Raw genomic sequence first — 18,883 nt, forward strand, 5'->3', positions numbered from 1 at the left:
CTACTTTTTTTAAATAAATTGTATTCATTATGTTAAAATTATGCTAAAATAGAATGGTAACTATACATAATAATAATAGTTGGGAGTGATACAATTGGATTTACATTATTTAAGAATATTTTATGAAGTAGCTAAAGAAAAAAGTTTTACTAAAGCAGCTAATAAATTATACATAAATCAATCAGCGGTTTCAATACAAGTAAAAAAATTCGAAGAGATTTTAAATTCTAAACTTTTTGATAGAAGTTCTAAGAAAATAAAATTGACTTATACTGGGGAAGCACTTTTTAAAATGGCAGAGGAGATTTTTGAAAAAGTTAAAAGAGCTGAAAAAGAGATGGAAAGAATTATCAATTTAGATAAGGCTAAGATCTCTATTGGGGCTACATCTGTTATTGGAGAACCTCTATTACCTCTTTTAATGAAAGACTTTATATCTTTACATGATGAAATTGAATATGATATTACTATTTCTACTAAAGCGTGGCTTTTAAAATTATTAAAAGAGGGGGAACTAGATATTCTTTTAATAGATGAGGAACATATTACTGACCCTAATTTAGAAGTTATCACTGTTGGTTCTGTTCCATACATACTTGTTGGAATAAAAAATACTCAAAAATTAGAGGCTATTTCTAAAGAGCCTTTAATCTCTAGAAAAAATATCTATAATAATGACAAAGCTATCAGTCATTTAGAGGATAAAAACCATATCTGCTTCAATACAAAAATTCCAGTAGTTGGAAATTTAGGTGTTATTAAAGGGATGGTTAAAGAGGGTATTGGTAATGTTATTTTGCCTTACTATGCTGTTTATAAGGAGATACAAAGTGATGAATTTAAAGTTATCAGAACTATTGATGAAGTTACAGACTCTTATCAAATTGTTATAACAAAAGATAAGAAAAACTTAGCTCACATAATTAAATTTATCAACTTCGTTAAGAATTTTAAACTTTAATTTTATAATTTAGGAGGCTAATATGAACTTATTAGATTCATATAAAATAACAGCATCTCTTTTAGAGAGTTTCATAAAAGAGGAAGCTGAAAAAAAAGAAACTGAAAAGGTGGCTAAAGATTTAGCTGCTATATTTGAAAATGGTAATAAAGTTTTAATCTGTGGAAATGGTGGAAGTAATTGTGATGCTCTACATTTCGCTGAAGAGTTTACAGGAAGATTTAGAAAAGATAGAAGAGCTTTACCAGCTATCTCTTTATCTGACTCATCTCATATAACTTGCGTTGGTAATGACTATGGTTTTGATTATATATTTTCTAGAGGCGTTGAAGCCTATGGTAAAGAGGGAGATATGTTTATAGGCATCTCCACAAGTGGAAATTCAACAAATGTTATAAAAGCTGTTGAAGCCGCAAAAAAAATGGGACTAAAAACTGTTGTTCTTCTTGGAAAAGATGGAGGAAAACTTAAAGGGATGTGTGATTATGAGTTTATCATTCCTGGAAATACTTCTGATAGAATCCAAGAGATACATATGATGATACTACACATTATTATCGAAGGTGTCGAAAAGATAATGTTCCCTGAAAATTATTAAGAATACCCTTTTTAGGGTATTTTTTTTAAGGAGATTTATATGACTATTAAAAATATATTTATATTATTGATTTTTATTTTTACACTCTCTTTTTCAAATGAAAAGGAAAATAAAGCCTATATAGGATCATTTAATACCTTACGATTAGGAAAGGGCGAAAAGAATTTTGAACATCTAGCAAAATCTATAGAGCCTTTTGACATTGTTGGTCTAGTTGAAGTTATGAATAAAAAAGGGATTTATAAACTTATCTCTGAAGTGGAAAAAATCAGTGATTCAAAGTGGGGCTATGAAATATCTCCATACCCTGTTGGCACAGATGAATATAAGGAATACTATGCCTATCTCTATAAAAAAGATCGAGTTACCTTCATTAAAAGCGAAGGGTTTTATCCCGATACAGATAATGACTTTATTCGTGAGCCCTATGGAGCAACCTTTAAAATAGGAAATTTTGATTTTACCTATGTTTTAATACACTCTATATATGGTAAAAAAATATCTCAAAGACAGTTTGAAGCTAGAAAATTTATAGATATCTATAACTATTTTCAGAATTTAGACCCTCTTGAAAATGATATTTTAATTGGAGGGGATTTTAATCTTCCTGCCAATGACTCAGCTTTTGAACCTCTTTTAACACACAGGGATGAGATTATCTACTCTTTAGATCCAACTATTAAAACCACTATTGGAACTAAGGGATTTGCTAACTCATATGATAATCTTTTTCTTTCTAAAAAATACACACGGGAGTTTAAAGGAGAAAGTGGTGCTTTAGATATCACTAATAATGAGTTTATAAAAACAAGAAAGGAGGTCTCTGATCACCTACCTATTTTTATTGTGGTTGATACAGAGTTTGATGATGACTAACGCTTTTATATTTTTAAATGGACAGTTCCCCAGCTGTAAAAATTTTTACGATAATTTAAATATCGATTCCAACCATCTTTTTTGTGCAGATGGAGGAGCTAAAAAAGCTCTTGAATTAAACTATATTCCAAAAGAGGTATGGGGAGACTTTGATTCTTTAGATAGCAACTCTTTAGATATGCTAAAGTCCAATAATGTTATCATAAAAACATTTAACAGAGATAAGGATTTTACAGATGGTGAGCTTTTAATCTCCTATGTCTCTTCACTAAACTATGATAAAATCTATGTAGTTGGTGGATTTGGTGGTCGAATAGATCACACTTTAACAAATATAAATCTTATTTTTAAATATAGTAACCTTATTTTTTTAGATCAACTAGAGAAACTTTTTCTGGTTACTCCTAATTTTATTATCAATAAAAATAAAAATAAACGTATATCTTTTATCTGTTTCTCTGACATGGTTAAAAATCTTACTTTAGATGGTTTTTTATATCCTCTTAAAAATCACACACTACATAGAGGTGATTCAACATGTTTAAGTAACATTATTACTGAAGATACTGCATCTATAAATTTTACTGAAGGAAAACTAATTGGAGTGTTAAGTTTAGATTGACAATAGTCTTAAAATGATGTAGGCTATTTAATAGTAAAAATTTTTATGGAGGCGTTTAATAATGACTAATTTATCTACAAAAAGTAAACTTTTACTTGGAATCCAACACGTACTAGCTATGTTTGGAGCTACTGTATTAGTTCCATTTTTAACTGGTTTAAATCCATCTATCGCTTTACTTTCTGCAGGAGTAGGAACACTTCTTTTCCACCTTTGCACAAAGGGAATTGTTCCTGTTTTTTTAGGTTCATCATTTGCTTTTATTGGGGCTCTAGCTCTTGTTTTAAAAGAGGAGGGAATTGCTGCTATTAAAGGTGGAGTTATCTCTGCTGGATTCGTTTATATCTTTATGTCTTGGATGATTAGAATATTTGGTGTAGAAAAGATCAAATCATTTTTCCCACCTGTTGTTGTAGGACCTATTATTATGGTTATTGGACTTAGACTTAGTCCTGTGGCACTTTCTATGGCTGGATATTCAAATGGGCATTTTGATTTAAAAAGCCTTATTGTTGCTCTTATAGTGGTAATTTCTATGATAACTATCTCAATTTTAGAAAAATCATTCTTTAGATTAGTTCCTATTCTTATATCTGTTATTCTTGGATATGTGGTATCTATCTTCTTAGGTCTGATTGATTTTGCACCTATCGCTGCCGCTAATTGGATTGGTTTCTCAAAAGATGCTCTAGGTAATCTATTGACTTTACCTAAATTCTCAGCTACAGCTATATTGGCGATTGCACCAATAGCTCTTGTTGTATTCATTGAGCATATTGGAGATATCACAACAAATGGAGCTGTTGTTGGAAAGGATTTCTTTAAAAATCCTGGTATTTCAAGAACTTTATTAGGTGATGGAGTGGCTACTGTAGCTGCTGGATTTTTAGGAGGGCCTGCGAATACAACATATGGTGAGAATACTGGTGTACTTGCAGTCACTAAAGTTTATGATCCTTCGATTTTAAGAATTGCAGCTTGTTATGCCATTGTTTTAAGTTTTATTGGAAAATTTGGAGTTATTTTACAAACTATTCCAACACCAGTTATGGGTGGAGTTTCTATAATTCTTTTTGGTATGATTGCTTCAGTTGGAGTTAGAACTGTTATTGATGCAGAGATTGATTTTTCTCATTCAAGAAATCTTTTAATCGCGTCTCTTATATTTGTTTTAGGTATTGCCATTGATAATATTATTATTTGGAAAACTGTTTCACTTTCTGGATTAGCTATTGCAGCCTTAATCGGAGTTACATTAAATAAAATATTACCTAAGGATCAACTGGACAAATAAAAATATCTTAATTAAAATAGGAAGAAGTTTTAAGCTTTTCTTCCTATTTTTTATTTTTTGTTGTAATATATAAAATATAATAAAGGAATAAAGGGGGATTAGATGAAAAAATTTATAGTTCTTATTATTATTATTGCAAACTTAGCATTTGTTGGGAAATATTTTTATGAAAAAAAATCATCACACTCTCAAACTACTTTAAAAAAATCTACGCAAGAAATTAAAAAGGAGGACTCTTCTATGTTAAAAAACAGAGATGAAATTGCGCAACAATACAAATGGAACTTAAATGATATCTATCCAAATTGGGAGGATTGGGAAAAAGATTTAGCCACTCTTAAAGAACTTATGTCTGAGATTCCTAAATATCATGGAAAAATATCTGAAAACTCTAACACATTTGTTGAATTTATAAATCTTGATGAGAAGATATCTAGACTTTTAGATAAAGTTTATCTTTATCCATATCTACAAAGAGATTTGGACTCAACAAATGAAAACGCATCAGTAAAACTTCAAGAGGTTGAAGGGATTTATGCTAACTATTCAATTGCATCATCTTGGATTACTCCTGAAATTCTGACTATTCCAAAGGAAACTATGATTACATGGATTGATGAAAACCCAGTTTTAGAAGCTAATAGATTCCCCTTAATGGAGATTTACAGATTACAAGAACACGTTTTATCCGCCGATAAAGAGAAGTTACTCTCATATTTTGGTCAATATCTAGGAATACCTTCTGATATATACAGTGAGCTTTCCACTTCTGATATAAAATGGAATGAGATTGAACTAGCTGATGGAAGCAAGACTTTTGTTACAAATGGAGTATACTCTAAAATTATTTCAACAGATAGAGATCAAGAGGATAGAAAAAAAGCTTTTGAAGCTCTTTATAACTCCTTTAATGTCAACAAAAACACATATGCTTCAATATATAAAAGTATACTACAAAGAGATTTTTCAACAGCACAATCTAGAAACTATAAATCAAGCTTAGAAAAAGCTTTAAATCCTAACGATATTCCTGTGGAGGTTTATACATCTCTAATTGAGTCTACTAGAGAGAATACAGCACCTTTAAAAAGATACATTAGTTTAAGAAAAAAGGCGTTGGATTTAAAAGAGTATCACTACTATGATAACTCTATAAATATTGTTGATTACAATAGAGAGTTTTCCTATGAAGAGGCTAAAGATACTGTATTAGAATCTGTTAAACCTCTAGGAACAGATTACTATCAAGACCTAAATACTGCCTTGAGTGAAGGGTGGTTAGATGTCTATGAAACACCTAATAAAAGAAGTGGAGCATACTCTTTAAATATCTATGATGTCCATCCATATATGCTACTTAACTACAACGGAACTATGGATTCTGTATTTACTTTAGCACATGAGTTAGGGCATACTATGCACTCTATGTTATCCACTAGAAATCAACCTTACTCTATCAGTAGCTACACAATTTTTGTTGCTGAAGTCGCTTCGACGTTCAATGAGAGATTACTTTTAGATAATATGTTAAAAAATACCACTGATCCTAAAGAGAGAATTGCACTTATTGAACAAGCTATCGGTGGCATTGTTGGGACTTACTATATCCAGACACTATTTGCCGACTATGAGTATCAAGCCCACCAAATTGTTGAAAATGGAGGAGCTATAACTTCCGATGTTTTAAGCAATATTATGAGCACTCTATTTACAGAATACTTTGGTAATGAGTTAACTATGGATGAGTTACAAAAGATTATTTGGGCTAGAATCCCTCATTTTTATAACTCCCCATACTATGTTTATCAATATGCTACTAGCTTTGCATCATCAGCAAACCTATACGATAGAATCACAAATCCAAAATACTCTTTAGAAGAGAGAGAGGCTGCTAAAAAAGATTATTTAACTCTTTTAAAATCAGGTGGAAATGATCATCCTATGAACCAGTTAAAAAAAGCTGGGGTAGACCTAAGTAAAAAAGATGCTTTTTATGCTGTTGCTACAGAGTTTAACAGATTGCTAGACCTTTTAGAAGAGGAACTAAAGAAAGAGAAAGGAGATATCTAATATATGTTCTTAATTAGTTGGATACTGAGTTTTTTTAAATTTGTTATTAGAGAGATCTCCTCTATGATAATAAAATTTGCTTTTTTAATATTCTTAATAATTCTTGCTTTTAGCTATTTTGATAAAAATAAAAAAACTCCGATAGCTAAAAAGTCATACTTAAAAATAGACTTATCTAAAGAGTACAATGAAACTTTAGTTCAAAGTCCATTTAATTTTAACTCTAAAAATATAAATTTTTATCAGCTTTTAAACAATATAGCTATCTCTAAAAATGATAGTAATGTTGAAGGTCTTATTATATTTTTAGATGATAACTCTTTAAGTAGAACTCAAATCAGTGAGCTAGGAGAGGTTTTAAATGAATTTAAAACCTCTCATAAACCAATCTACTCCTACAGTGCTATGTTAGATAATAACTCTCTACTTTTAAGTAGTTATTCCAATGAGGTTATAATGCCTCCAGCTGCATCTACAGCTGTTAATATCACTGGATATAACAAAGATATCCCATATTTTAAAAACTTGACTGAAAAACTGGGAATAGATGTTACAGTTGTCCATGTTGGTGATTTTAAAACATATGGCGAAAACTATACTCGAGACCAGATGTCTGAAGAGAACAGGGCAGATTTAAAAAGAGTCTTAGATAAAAGTTACTCTTTTTTTGTAGATGATTTAGCTAAAAATTTATCTTTAGATCAAAATACTCTTAACTCTTTGGTTCTTTCAGGAGACCTAATGGGAGAATCTTCCTCTACTCTAAAAAATAATAAATTAATTTCCTCTCTTAAATACTGGGAAGACTTCAAAAAAGAGAGAGAGATTGAAAATATCACTGAGATTGAGAACTACACTCCATCTATTAAAGAGAGCGTATCCAATCAAAAAATTGCAATTATCTACGCTGATGGAGAGATTAGTTATACTGCCTCAAAAAATCCTACATCTAGTGTAATAACTCCTGATAAATTTATATCAGCTTTAGATAAGGCTTCTAAGGATGATAGCATTAAAGGGATTGTTATCAGAGTTAACTCTCCTGGGGGTTCTGCTCTAGCCTCAGATGTCATCTGTAACTCCATTAAAAATGTGGAAAAACCTGTCTATGTCTCTATTGGAAGTGTTGCAGCTTCTGGAGGTTACTATATTTCCACAGCAGCTAAGAAAATTTTTGCAGATAAAAATAGTATAACTGGTTCCATTGGAGTAGTTAGTCTTATTCCTAACTTTAAGGAGTTAACTGACAAGGTTGGAGTCAATGTAAATGATATTTCCCTTGGAAAATTTTCTGACCTATACTCTTTAACAGCTCCTATGACTCCAGAAAGACGTGAGAAAATATATAGCTCAAACCTTAAAGTTTACAACGAGTTTTTAAATAAAGTTGCCTATGGTAGAAATTTACCTTTGAAAGATGTTGAAAATATTGCTCAAGGAAAAATCTGGCTAGGTGAGGAAGCTATTAATAATGGACTTATTGATTCAATAGGTGGAATAAATAAAACTATCAAAACTTTAGCTACAGATTTGAGTATCAATGATAACTACTCTGTTGTTGAAATACCATATGAAGAGGATTTAAAATCTATGTTTGAATCCACTCTATTACCGATTCAAACTCTTTTTTCATTAAAATCTTTAACTGATAGTAAAAATATTAAGGCACTTATTGAAAATGAGGATATGTTCTTCAAACCAATTTTATATCTAAGCTTTTAAATCTCTAGTTGAAAAGTTACTCTCTCTTATGATATAATCATAGCGATTACACAATAATTTCTAGGAGGGATTAAATTGGTTAGAAAAATAAAAGGACAAAAAACTGGAGGAAACTCTCAATCTGATATTTTAAGACAAGCTCAAGCTATGCAACAACAAATGCTTGCTGTTCAAGACTCATTAAAAGAGAAAGAAGTTGAAGCTTCTGTTGGTGGAGGAGCTGTTGTAGTTAAAGCTAATGGACAAAAAGATATCGTTTCTATTAAAATATCTGAAGAGACTATTAAAGATGCTGTTGAAGATAAAGAGATGTTAGAGGACCTTGTTCTTTCTGCTGTTACTGAAGCTATGAGACAAGCTGATGAGTTAGCTGAGAAAGAGATGTCTGCTGTTACTGGTGGAATCAATATCCCAGGACTATTCTAGTTTAAATTTTAAGCACCAATACAATGAGTATTGGTGCTTTTTTTTACTTTAAATTTATGTTATAATTATTTGAAAATACTTTGATTATGGGTGGTTTTTTAATGGAAAATAATAAATATAAAAGATATGGTTTAATGCTTTACTACCTACTTAAAATTATTTCTAAAACTATGAAAATAGAGATTATAAGAAGCCCTAAACTTATAGACGGAGAAAGCTATGTTTGTGGTTTTTGGCACAATAAACTTGTGGGTGCTTCCCTGGGATTGATAAATCTTTCAGAGAAAAAAGCCGTTTTAGCGAGTCCTTCAAAGGATGGCGAATTGATTTCTATACCTTTAGAAAAGATGGGATTTACCATGGTTAGAGGTTCTTCTGGAAAAGATTCCATAAAATCAGTTTTAAAATTAATTAAATTAGTTAAAGGGGGACACAGTGCTGGAACTCCACTAGATGGGCCTAAAGGACCTATTTATGAAGTTAAGCCTGGAATGCTATACCTCGCTCAAAAATCGGGTAAAGCATTAGTTCCTGTTGGAGTTGCCTTTAGCAATAAATGGATTTTTGAAAAAGCTTGGGACAAGTTCCAAATGCCTAAACCTTTTTCTAAAATGGTTTGTCTGATTGGAGATCCCATTTTAATTCCTACAGATGCCAACCTAGATGACTATTTAGAATTAGTAAAAGATGCTCTGTTTCAAATAGATAAAGAAGCGGAAAAAATATTGAATGAAAAAAATAATAATTTGAAGGGAGATAGATAGAATGAGTAAAAATTTTTATGTAACAACACCAATATACTATGTTAATGGGGATCCTCATGTTGGTAGTGCATATACTACTATTGCGGCTGACGTTTTAGCTAGATATAAAAAATCAAAAGGTTTTGATGTTTTCTTTTTAACAGGTACTGACGAACATGGACAAAAAGTTGAGGAAGCAGCTAAAATGAGAGACTTAACTCCTCAAGCTTGGACAGATTCTATGGCTCCTAGATTTATTGATATGTGGAAAGCTCTAGATATAAACTATACAGATTTCATAAGAACTACTGAGCCAAGACATAAAGATGCTGTAAAAAAGATATTAAAAACTGTTTATGAAAAAGGGGATATCTATAAGGGAGAATATGAAGGAAAATACTGTGTTTCATGTGAAACATTTGTTCCTGAGAACCAAATCGTAAATGGAAACCACTGTCCTGACTGTGGTAAAGAGTTAAGAATGGTTAAAGAGGAGTCTTACTTCTTTAAAATGTCTAAATATCAAGATGCTTTACTTGAGCATATTGAAAATCACCCAGATTTTATCCTACCACACTCTAGAAAAAATGAGGTTGTATCTTTTATAAAACAGGGGCTTCAAGATCTATCTATTTCTAGAAATACTTTTGAATGGGGAATCCCAATTGAGTTTGCTCCTGGACATATCACTTATGTTTGGTTTGACGCTCTAACAAACTATCTAACAGCAGTTGGATATGAAAATAATCCTGAATTATTTAATAAGTTTTGGAACAATGGAGAAGTTGTTCACCTTTTAGGAAAGGATATTCTTAGATTCCATGCTATCATATGGCCTTGTATGTTATTATCTGCTGGAATTAAACTTCCTGATAAAATTGTAGCTCATGGTTGGTGGACTTCTGAAGGTGAAAAAATGTCTAAATCTAAAGGAAATGTTGTTGCACCATTGGATGAAATTGCTAAGTATGGTGTAGATGCTTTTAGATATTGTTTAATGAGAGAGGTTAATTTTGGAAATGATGGAGACTACTCAACACCATCAATAATTACAAGAATTAACTCGGATTTAGCAAATGACTTAGGAAACCTTTTAAATAGAACACTTGGAATGTATGGAAAATACTTCAGTGGTGTAATCACAAAAGGAGAAGCTTTTGAGGAGATTGACGAAACTGTTAAATCACTTTGGAGTGAAACTATAGCTTCTGTTGACTACCATATGAACAGAGTTGAATTTTCAAGAGCTTTAGAAGCAATTTGGAAGTTTATATCTAGAATGAATAAATATGTTGATGAAACTGCTCCTTGGCTTCTTATAAAGGATGAAACTAAAACTGAAAGACTGGCTACTGTTATGAATTTCTTAGTTCAATCTCTATATAAAGTAGCTGTTTTAACAGCACCATATATGCCTACAGCATCACAAAAAATCTGGAATCAATTAGGATTCTCTAGCAACATTTTAGAGGCTAAATTAGAGGATATGAATGATTGGAACCTACTGACTGAGGGACATAAATTAGGAACTGCTGAACCTATATTCCCAAGACTTGAAGTTGAAAAAAAAGAAGCTAAAAAAGACCCACTTGCTATAAATGAAGATTTAAAAATTGAAAATCCAATAGAGATAGCTGATTTTGATAAAATAGATATCCAAGTTGTTGAAATACTTGAAGCAAGTAGTATTGAAGGAGCAGATAAACTTCTTAAATTTAAAGTAAAAACTGCAAATGAGATAAGACAGATTGTTTCTGGAATTGCAAAATACTATCCAACACCTTCAGAACTTGTTGGTAAAAAGGTTTTAGCTATTTTAAATCTACCACCAGTTACTTTAAGAGGAGTTCTTTCACAAGGAATGTTATTAAGCTCTACTGAAAAGAAGAGATTAAAACTTGTTGAAGTGGATTCTAGTGTTAAAATAGGAGCTAAGATAAAATAGTTTTAGGGGGAATTTTCAATGAAAAAAGTTACAAAGGCTGTTATACCAGCTGCTGGATTAGGGACTAGAGTTTTACCTGCAACAAAAGCTCAACCAAAGGAGATGCTTGTCATTGTTGACAAGCCTTCTCTACAATATATTGTGGAGGAACTTGTAGAATCTGGAATAACTGATATCGTTATTGTTACTGGAAGAAATAAAAACTCTATTGAGGATCACTTTGATTTTTCATATGAACTGGAAAATACTCTTGAAAGAGATGGTAAATTTGAACTTTTAAAAAAGATTGATGATATCTCAAGTATGGCAAATATTTACTACGTTAGACAAAATCATCCTTTAGGACTGGGACATGCCATTTTAAAAGCCAAATCTTTTATTGGTGATGATCCATTTGTTATAGCCTTAGGTGATGATATTGTTTACAACCCCGATGTTCCTGTAGCTAAACAACTTATAGATGTCTATGAAAAATATGGAAGCAGTGTTATTGGAGTTCAAGAGGTAGAAAATAGAGATGTATCTAAATATGGTATTGTTAAACCTGCCGCAATCTTAGATAAAAACACTGTGGAAATGATTGACTTTATAGAGAAACCAACTTTGGAGGAAGCTCCTTCTAACTTGGCATGTCTTGGAAGATATCTTTTATCTGGAGAGATTTTTAAATATTTAGAAACCACTGAACCTGGTAAAGGTGGAGAGATTCAACTTACTGATGCAATCTTAAAGATGATAAATGACAATCAGAAAGTAGTAGCTTATAACTTCCAAGGTAAAAGGTATGACATTGGAAATAAAATTGGACTTTTAAAAGCTAATATAGAGTTTGGTCTTAGAAATGAAGAGACTAAAGATGATCTGATCAAATATTTAAAAGAGGAGATTAAATTTTAACGGAGGTTTTTTCTATGGCTAAAATCATCAAATTTAATAGTGATGCTAGAAAAAAATTGGAAAATGGTGTTAATATTTTAGCTGATGCAGTTAAAATTACTTTAGGTCCTAGAGGAAGAAATGTTGTTTTGGAAAAAGCATATGGAGCGCCTTTAATAACTAATGATGGAGTTTCCATTGCCAAAGAGATTGAGTTAGATGATCCCTTTGAAAATATGGGCGCTCAACTTATCAAAGAGGTTGCCACTAAATCCAATGATGTAGCTGGAGATGGTACAACCACTGCCACAATTTTAGCTCAAGCAATCGTTAAAGAGGGACTTAAAATGGTTTCTGCTGGAGCTAACCCTATCTTTTTAAAAAAAGGGATAGAAAAAGCTACAAAGGTAGCGATTGAACTTCTTTTACAAAAGTCAAAAAAAGTGCAATCCAATAGTGAAATTTCCCAAGTTGCTTCGATTTCTGCTGGTGATATAGAGATTGGAGAGCTTATAGCTACAGCTATGGAAAAAGTTGGGGAAAGTGGTGTTATCAGTGTTGAAGAGGCACGTTCTTTAGATACAACTTTAGAGGTTGTTGAGGGAATGGAGTTTGAAAAGGGATATCTATCTCCATATATGGTAACAAACTCAGAAAGAATGGAAGCTATTCTTGAAAATCCATATATTTTGATAACAGACAAAAAAATATCTACTATGAAGGAGTTGCTTCCACTTTTAGAAAAAACAGTTCAAACATCAAAACCACTTCTAATTATAGCAGAAGACTTAGATGGAGAAGCTTTGGCAACTCTCGTTCTAAATAAAATAAGGGGAACTTTAAATGTTACTGGAGTTAAAGCTCCAGCCTTTGGAGATAGAAGAAAAGCTATGCTGGAAGATATCGCTGTTTTAACAGGCGGACAAGTGATCTCTGAAGAGAAAGGCATGAAGATAGAGGACACTGATATCACTCATTTGGGAAGAGCTAGAAAAGTTAAAGTTACAAAAGACTCCACTGTTATTATAGATGGATATAGTGACTATGACATTTTAAACAGTAGAATTGCACAAATTAAAAATCAAATCTCTACTACTGATTCTGATTATGATAAGGAAAAATTACAAGAGAGACTTGCAAAACTTTCTGGTGGAGTTGCAATTATAAAAGTTGGAGCTGCTACAGAAGTGGAGATGAAAGAGAAAAAGTTGAGAATAGAGGATGCTTTAAATGCTACTAGAGCCGCTATTGAAGAGGGAGTAGTCCCTGGAGGTGGAGTTGCATTAAATGAAATTGCCAATGAAATGGACAGTTTCACTTTAGATGGTGAAGAGGGGATTGGAGCTAATATTTTAAAAAAATCTCTTAGTTCACCTATTAAACAGATAGCTATTAATGCTGGATTAGACGGTGGGGTTATTGTGGAGAAAATTAAGAACTTACCTGAGGGATTTGGACTAAACGCAGCTACAGAAGAGTATGTTCATATGATTGAGAATGGAATAATCGATCCTACAAAGGTAACTCGTTCAGCTTTACAAAATGCAGCATCTATTGCAGCTTTAATTTTAACAACAGAGGTTATTATTGCAAATAAAAAAGAACCTATAAATGAGAGTTCAAACTCTAATATGGGGGATATTATTTAAGGGGAGGATTTGAAAAATGGATAAATTTACAGCAGAAAATTATAACACATGGTTGGTATCAGACTATATTGACCTAGCTGATAGAGCTGAATTAGAGAGTATCAAAGGTAATGAGAAAGAGATTGAGGATAGATTCTACACAAACCTTTCTTTTGGAACTGGTGGAATGAGAGGGGTTAGAGGAGTTGGAATAAATAGAATCAATAAATATACTATTAGAAAAGCTACTCAGGGTCTTGCCAACTATATCTTGGAAACTACAAGGGAAGCAGGAAAAGAGATGGGGGTTGCAATAGCTTATGACTGTAGAATTGGTTCTGAAGAGTATGCCTTAAATGCCGCTTTAGTTTTAGCAGGAAATGGGATAAAAGCATATCTTTTTAAATCTCTTAGATCGACACCTGAGCTATCATTTGCTGTAAGAGAGTTAAAATGTATTGCAGGTATAGTTGTTACAGCTTCTCACAATCCACAGGAATACAATGGATATAAAGTTTATTGGAATGATGGATGTCAGATAATAGAGCCACAAGCTAGTGGTGTGGTTAATAATGTTAATAAAATCAACTCATTTGATGAGATTAAGTTAGCCACTAAAGAGGAAGCTGTCGAAAATGGACTTTTACAATATATCTCTGAAGATATGGATACTAAATTTATAGAGGCTGTTAAAAAGCAGATTATTCATAGTGATATTCCAGGTAAGGAAAACTTTAAAATAGTTTACTCACCACTTCATGGTACTGGAGGAAGACCTGTTAAAAGAGTGTTTGAAGAAACAGGGTTTAAATCAATCTATGTAGTTGCAGAACAGGAGCAACCTGATGGGCACTTCCCAACATGTTCATACGCTAACCCAGAGGATCCAGCAGTATTTAAACTAAGTATTGAGTTAGCTAATAAGGTTGGAGCTACTCTTTGTATGGCAAATGATCCTGATGCTGATAGAATAGGTGTTGCAGTAAAAGATGAAAATGGAGATTGGATCTATCCTAATGGAAACCAGATTGGTCTTCTGTTGATGAACTATATCTTAGAGAATAAAAAAGATATCCCTAAAAATGCAGCTGTTGTATCAACTGTTGTATCTACTCCAATGCTGGATGTTGTAGCTAAAGAGAAGGGAGTTAAGATATTCAGAACTCTAACTGGATTTAAGTTTATTGGTGAAAAGATTAGAGAGTTTGAAGAGGGTATATATGATGCTACATTCTTAATGGGATTTGAAGAATCATATGGATACCTTGTAGGAACACATGCAAGAGATAAAGACGCTGTTGTATCGACTCTATTGATAGCTGAGATGGCAGCTTACTATAACAGTATAGGTTCATCTATTCCAAAGGAATTAAAGAAACTATATGATAAATTTGGTTACTATAGAGAGGGAATAATTGCTATTACAAAAAAAGGAAAAGATGGAGTTGAAGCTATAGGAAAAATAATGGCAAACCTAAGAGCTAATGTAACAGACTCTTTACTTGGAAAAAAAGTGGTATCAAAGAGAGATTTCAGCTTAGGTTATGAAGGGTTACCAAAGTCTGATGTTATTCAATTTGTATTGGAGGATAATACATATATAACAGCTAGACCCTCTGGAACAGAACCAAAAATAAAATACTACTTCTGTGTTGTAGGAAAAACAGAGGTTGATGCTAATGAAAAATTAATGAAAACTATGGAGGATTTCCAAGCTTTTGTTGATTAAATCTTGGAGGTGCTTATGTTAAGCGGAATGTATATTCATATCCCTTTTTGCTTAAATAAATGCAATTACTGTGATTTTTTATCTTTTAAATCCACAGATGAGGAAAGAGAGAAATATGTGACTGCACTTATAAAAGAGATTAATATGTATCCAAAATTCCCACTAGAAACTGTCTATTTTGGAGGTGGAACTCCCTCTTTATTAACCCCTGAACAAGTTAATAGAGTTTTAGCCAACTTAGATATCAAAGAAAATTCCGAAGTTACTCTTGAAGTTAATCCTAAAACTGTAACTTTGGAAAAATTTAAACTTTTTAAAAAAGCTGGCATAAATAGAGTGAGTATTGGGATACAAAGTTTCAATGATAAAATGCTTAAAGTTTTAGGTAGACTTCACTCCTCCAATGAGGGGAGTGAGGCATTCTATCTCGCTCGTAAAGCTGGTTTTGATAATATAAGTTTAGATTTAATGTTCTCTTTACCAAATCAAACTTTAGATGATTTAAAAGCTGATTTAAATCATCTTTTTGCATTAAAACCTGAACATTTTTCTATTTACTCTTTAATTTGGGAGGAGGGAACAGATTTTTTTGCAAAACTTGAAGCCGGTATCTATAAAGAGACTGATAACGATTTAGAAGCTTCTATGTATGAGTTAATTATTGAGGAAGCTAAAAAAAATGGTTATATACACTATGAGATTTCAAATTTTTGCCTCCCTGGAAAAAGAGCCATCCATAACACTAAATATTGGCAAAATGAGGAGTATTTAGGCATTGGTATTGGGGCATCTGGCTATTATAATAATATTAGATATAAAAATGTCTTAAAAATTCCTGAATATTATGCTAAAATATCTGATAACATAAAACCTATTTTAGAAGAGGAGTTTATTGATTCTCATGAAAAAGAGATCTATGAGTATATCTTAGGTTTAAGAGTTATTCCTGATGGCATAGTTCCAAAAGGAAAATATATAGATCTTTGTAATAAGTTAGTTGATGATGGCTTTTTAATAAGAGACAATTTGCGGTATACTTTATCCTCAAAAGGTGTTCTTATGGCCAATGATGTTTTTGATAAATTTATTTAATTATTTAGGAGGAAATCGTGGGAATTTCAGAAAATATTAATGAAATCTTATTGGATATAAAAAAACTCTCTCCATACCCTGAAAAAGTAAACCTTGTAGCTGTTACAAAATATGTTGATGTTGAAACTGTAAAAGAGGTACTTAAAAGTGGTGCTCATATTTTGGGAGAGAATAAAGTTCAAGTGTTAACTAAAAAACATGATGAACTTTGGGATTACTCTGTTAACCATAAATGGCATTTTATTGGAAATCTTCAGAAAAATAAGGTTAAATACATAGCGCAATTTATAGATATGGTTCACTCTATAAATAAACTTTCCCTAGCTCAAGAGATCGATAAAAGAGCTCAAGAACATAACAGAGTTATTGATGTTTTAATAGAAATAAATCTATTTCAAGAGGATAGTAAAGAGGGATATGACTATCAAGATTTTTTAAACGATATTCCAGCTCTTTTAACTTTAAAAAATATCAAAATTAAAGGGCTTATGACAATGGCTCCATATACTGATAATGAAGATTTACTTAGAAATGGATTCAAAAAATTAAGAGATTTAAAAGATGAGCTTAATACTCTATATTTTAATGACTCTTTAACTGAACTTTCTATGGGAATGAGTAATGACTATAAGATTGCCCTTGAAGAGGGTGCAACTCTTATTAGAGTAGGTAGTAAAATATTTGAATAAACTGTGGAGGTATCAATGAAAATTACTAAATTTAAAAACGCTTTTAAAGATTTTACTGATAGTGTTGGACTTACCTTTGATCCTGATGAAGAAAATTATGATGGAGAGGATGAAGCTATTGATGAATTAGCTCCAACTTCTAAATTTGGATTAAACAACAATAGAGAGGAGATTGCTCCTTTCCCTAATTCCACTCCCAAAACTGAGGTTAAGGCACCTGTTAACAATACTACTCAAGAGGATTGCCAAACAATTTTTGTCAATCCAAAAAGTTTTGCAGAGTGTAGAAAAATTGCAGATTATATAAAAAATGATAAGGTGGTTACACTAAATCTAGAAAATGTAAATGGAAAAGATGCACAAAGAATTCTTGACTTTTTAAGTGGTGCAATAAATATAAAAGAAGCTAAATGGATTCCTATTAGTAGAAATGTATTTACTTCTGTTCCTAAGAATATCAACTTCCTATATGATGGAAAAAATGATTTAAAACAAAATACTTTTTTAGATATTGACCACGAATAATTAATTTATGGAGGTTAATAATGAAAGCATTAGCGCTTTTTTCTGGAGGACTTGATAGTGCTCTAGCAATTAAAATTATAAAAGATCAGGGTATAGAGGTTATTGCTCTTAACTTTGTTTCTCACTTTTTTGGTGGGAAAAATGAAAAGGCTGAAAATATGGCTAAACAACTTGGAGTTCAATTGGAGTATGTTAACTTTAGTAGTGTTCATACTGAAATTCTAAAAGACCCTGTACATGGACGTGGAAAAAATATGAATCCATGTATTGATTGTCATGCCTTAATGTTTAAAACTGCTGGTGATCTTTTAAAAAAATATGGAGCTTCTTTTATTATCTCTGGAGAGGTTCTTGGACAAAGACCTATGTCACAAAATTATCAAGCTTTAGAAAAAGTTAAAGCTTTATCTCCTGGTCTTGAAAATCTTATTGTAAGACCTTTATCAGCTAAACTTTTACCAGAGAGTGAGCCTGAAAAGTTAGGATGGATTGATAGAGATAAACTTTTAGATATTCAAGGAAGAAGCAGAAAGATTCAGATGGAGTTGATGGATAAATTTGGTATCGTTGATTATCCTACTCCTGGAGGAGGGTGTCTTCTTACTGATCCAGCTTATTCAAAAAGATTGAGAATTTTAGAGGAGGATGGATTATTAGAGGATAAAAATTCAAACCTATTCCACCTTCTTAAAATTGGAAGATTCTTTAGATTTGAAAAAGGAAAGTATCTAATCGTTGGAAGAGAGCAAGAGGATAATCTAAAAATAAATGAGTTTAAAGATTATGGTTCTCTATTCATCAGAGGTAAAGAGGTTCCTGGTCCTCATATGGTTGGATTTGGAGATCTTTCTCAAGATGAGATAGATTTTGCTTTAAATCTATTCTCTAGATATTCTAAAGTTAAGGGAAATAGCGAGATAACTCTTCTACTAAATGGAAAAGATATAACTATCCCTGCAGTGGATCTTGAAAAATTAAATGAAAAAATTAAAGAGTATCAAATTACTATGTAACTTATTGACAGCTAAGATATTTTCTTAGCTGTTTTTTTTTCAATTTTTATTTTAATTTATTCAAAAAAGTTATA

Annotated in this window: 17 protein-coding genes; all 17 read left to right on the forward strand. The window is 31.7% G+C overall.

Annotated features, from left to right (window positions below):
- Window positions 1-94 precede the first annotated feature (94 nt).
- The 17 genes from ACMOUI_RS12520 (at window position 95) to ACMOUI_RS12600 (ending at window position 18,809) form a co-directional block, all read left to right on the forward strand.
- Window positions 95-961, forward strand: a complete 867-nt coding sequence (locus ACMOUI_RS12520) for a LysR family transcriptional regulator (RefSeq protein ID WP_418966027.1) — start codon at window positions 95-97, stop codon at window positions 959-961.
- A gap of 22 nt (window positions 962-983) precedes the next feature.
- Window positions 984-1,559: a D-sedoheptulose 7-phosphate isomerase gene (gmhA, locus tag ACMOUI_RS12525; protein WP_418966028.1), complete on the forward strand. Its 576-nt coding sequence runs from the start codon at window positions 984-986 to the stop codon at window positions 1,557-1,559.
- Between the two features lie 39 nt (window positions 1,560-1,598).
- Complete coding sequence (locus ACMOUI_RS12530; protein ID WP_418966029.1) at window positions 1,599-2,435, forward strand: endonuclease/exonuclease/phosphatase family protein; 837 nt, start codon at window positions 1,599-1,601, stop codon at window positions 2,433-2,435.
- Window positions 2,410-3,057 (forward strand): thiamine diphosphokinase, encoded by a 648-nt coding sequence (locus ACMOUI_RS12535; protein WP_418966030.1) that lies wholly within the window; start codon window positions 2,410-2,412, stop codon window positions 3,055-3,057. The genes ACMOUI_RS12530 and ACMOUI_RS12535 overlap by 26 nt, the downstream gene beginning before the upstream one ends.
- 61 nt (window positions 3,058-3,118) lie before the next feature.
- A complete protein-coding gene (locus ACMOUI_RS12540) occupies window positions 3,119-4,351 on the forward strand; it encodes a uracil-xanthine permease family protein (RefSeq protein WP_418966031.1) in 1,233 nt (410 codons plus the stop codon).
- Window positions 4,352-4,591: 240 nt separating this feature from the next.
- Entirely contained in the window at window positions 4,592-6,421 is a 1,830-nt protein-coding gene (pepF, locus tag ACMOUI_RS12545) for an oligoendopeptidase F (protein ID WP_418966056.1), read from the forward strand.
- A gap of 3 nt (window positions 6,422-6,424) precedes the next feature.
- Window positions 6,425-8,143, forward strand: coding sequence for a signal peptide peptidase SppA (sppA, locus tag ACMOUI_RS12550; RefSeq protein WP_418966032.1), 1,719 nt, complete (start codon window positions 6,425-6,427; stop codon window positions 8,141-8,143).
- A gap of 75 nt (window positions 8,144-8,218) precedes the next feature.
- A complete protein-coding gene (locus ACMOUI_RS12555) occupies window positions 8,219-8,569 on the forward strand; it encodes a YbaB/EbfC family nucleoid-associated protein (RefSeq protein WP_418966033.1) in 351 nt (116 codons plus the stop codon).
- Window positions 8,570-8,670: 101 nt separating this feature from the next.
- Entirely contained in the window at window positions 8,671-9,333 is a 663-nt protein-coding gene (locus tag ACMOUI_RS12560) for a lysophospholipid acyltransferase family protein (protein WP_418966034.1), read from the forward strand.
- Window position 9,334: 1 nt separating this feature from the next.
- Complete coding sequence (metG, locus tag ACMOUI_RS12565; RefSeq protein ID WP_418966035.1) at window positions 9,335-11,257, forward strand: methionine--tRNA ligase; 1,923 nt, start codon at window positions 9,335-9,337, stop codon at window positions 11,255-11,257.
- A gap of 18 nt (window positions 11,258-11,275) precedes the next feature.
- Window positions 11,276-12,154, forward strand: coding sequence for a UTP--glucose-1-phosphate uridylyltransferase GalU (gene galU, locus ACMOUI_RS12570; protein WP_418966036.1), 879 nt, complete (start codon window positions 11,276-11,278; stop codon window positions 12,152-12,154).
- A 14-nt stretch (window positions 12,155-12,168) separates the two neighbouring features.
- On the forward strand, window positions 12,169-13,782 hold the full coding sequence (gene groL, locus ACMOUI_RS12575; protein WP_418966037.1) for a chaperonin GroEL: 1,614 nt from the start codon (window positions 12,169-12,171) through the stop codon (window positions 13,780-13,782).
- Window positions 13,783-13,798: 16 nt separating this feature from the next.
- On the forward strand, window positions 13,799-15,490 hold the full coding sequence (locus ACMOUI_RS12580) for a phospho-sugar mutase (RefSeq protein WP_418966038.1): 1,692 nt from the start codon (window positions 13,799-13,801) through the stop codon (window positions 15,488-15,490).
- A 9-nt stretch (window positions 15,491-15,499) separates the two neighbouring features.
- On the forward strand, window positions 15,500-16,582 hold the full coding sequence (gene hemW / locus ACMOUI_RS12585; protein ID WP_418966039.1) for a radical SAM family heme chaperone HemW: 1,083 nt from the start codon (window positions 15,500-15,502) through the stop codon (window positions 16,580-16,582).
- A 17-nt stretch (window positions 16,583-16,599) separates the two neighbouring features.
- On the forward strand, window positions 16,600-17,271 hold the full coding sequence (locus ACMOUI_RS12590) for a YggS family pyridoxal phosphate-dependent enzyme (RefSeq protein ID WP_418966040.1): 672 nt from the start codon (window positions 16,600-16,602) through the stop codon (window positions 17,269-17,271).
- 15 nt (window positions 17,272-17,286) lie between these two features.
- The gene (locus ACMOUI_RS12595) at window positions 17,287-17,796 is read left to right on the forward strand and encodes a cell division protein SepF (RefSeq protein WP_418966041.1); all 510 of its coding nucleotides are present in this window, start codon (window positions 17,287-17,289) and stop codon (window positions 17,794-17,796) included.
- A gap of 20 nt (window positions 17,797-17,816) precedes the next feature.
- Entirely contained in the window at window positions 17,817-18,809 is a 993-nt protein-coding gene (locus tag ACMOUI_RS12600) for a 7-cyano-7-deazaguanine synthase (RefSeq protein WP_418966042.1), read from the forward strand.
- The last annotated feature ends 74 nt before the right edge of the window (window positions 18,810-18,883 follow it).

This window comes from Cetobacterium sp. (assembly GCF_048470075.1).
Taxonomy (GTDB): domain Bacteria; phylum Fusobacteriota; class Fusobacteriia; order Fusobacteriales; family Fusobacteriaceae; genus Cetobacterium_A.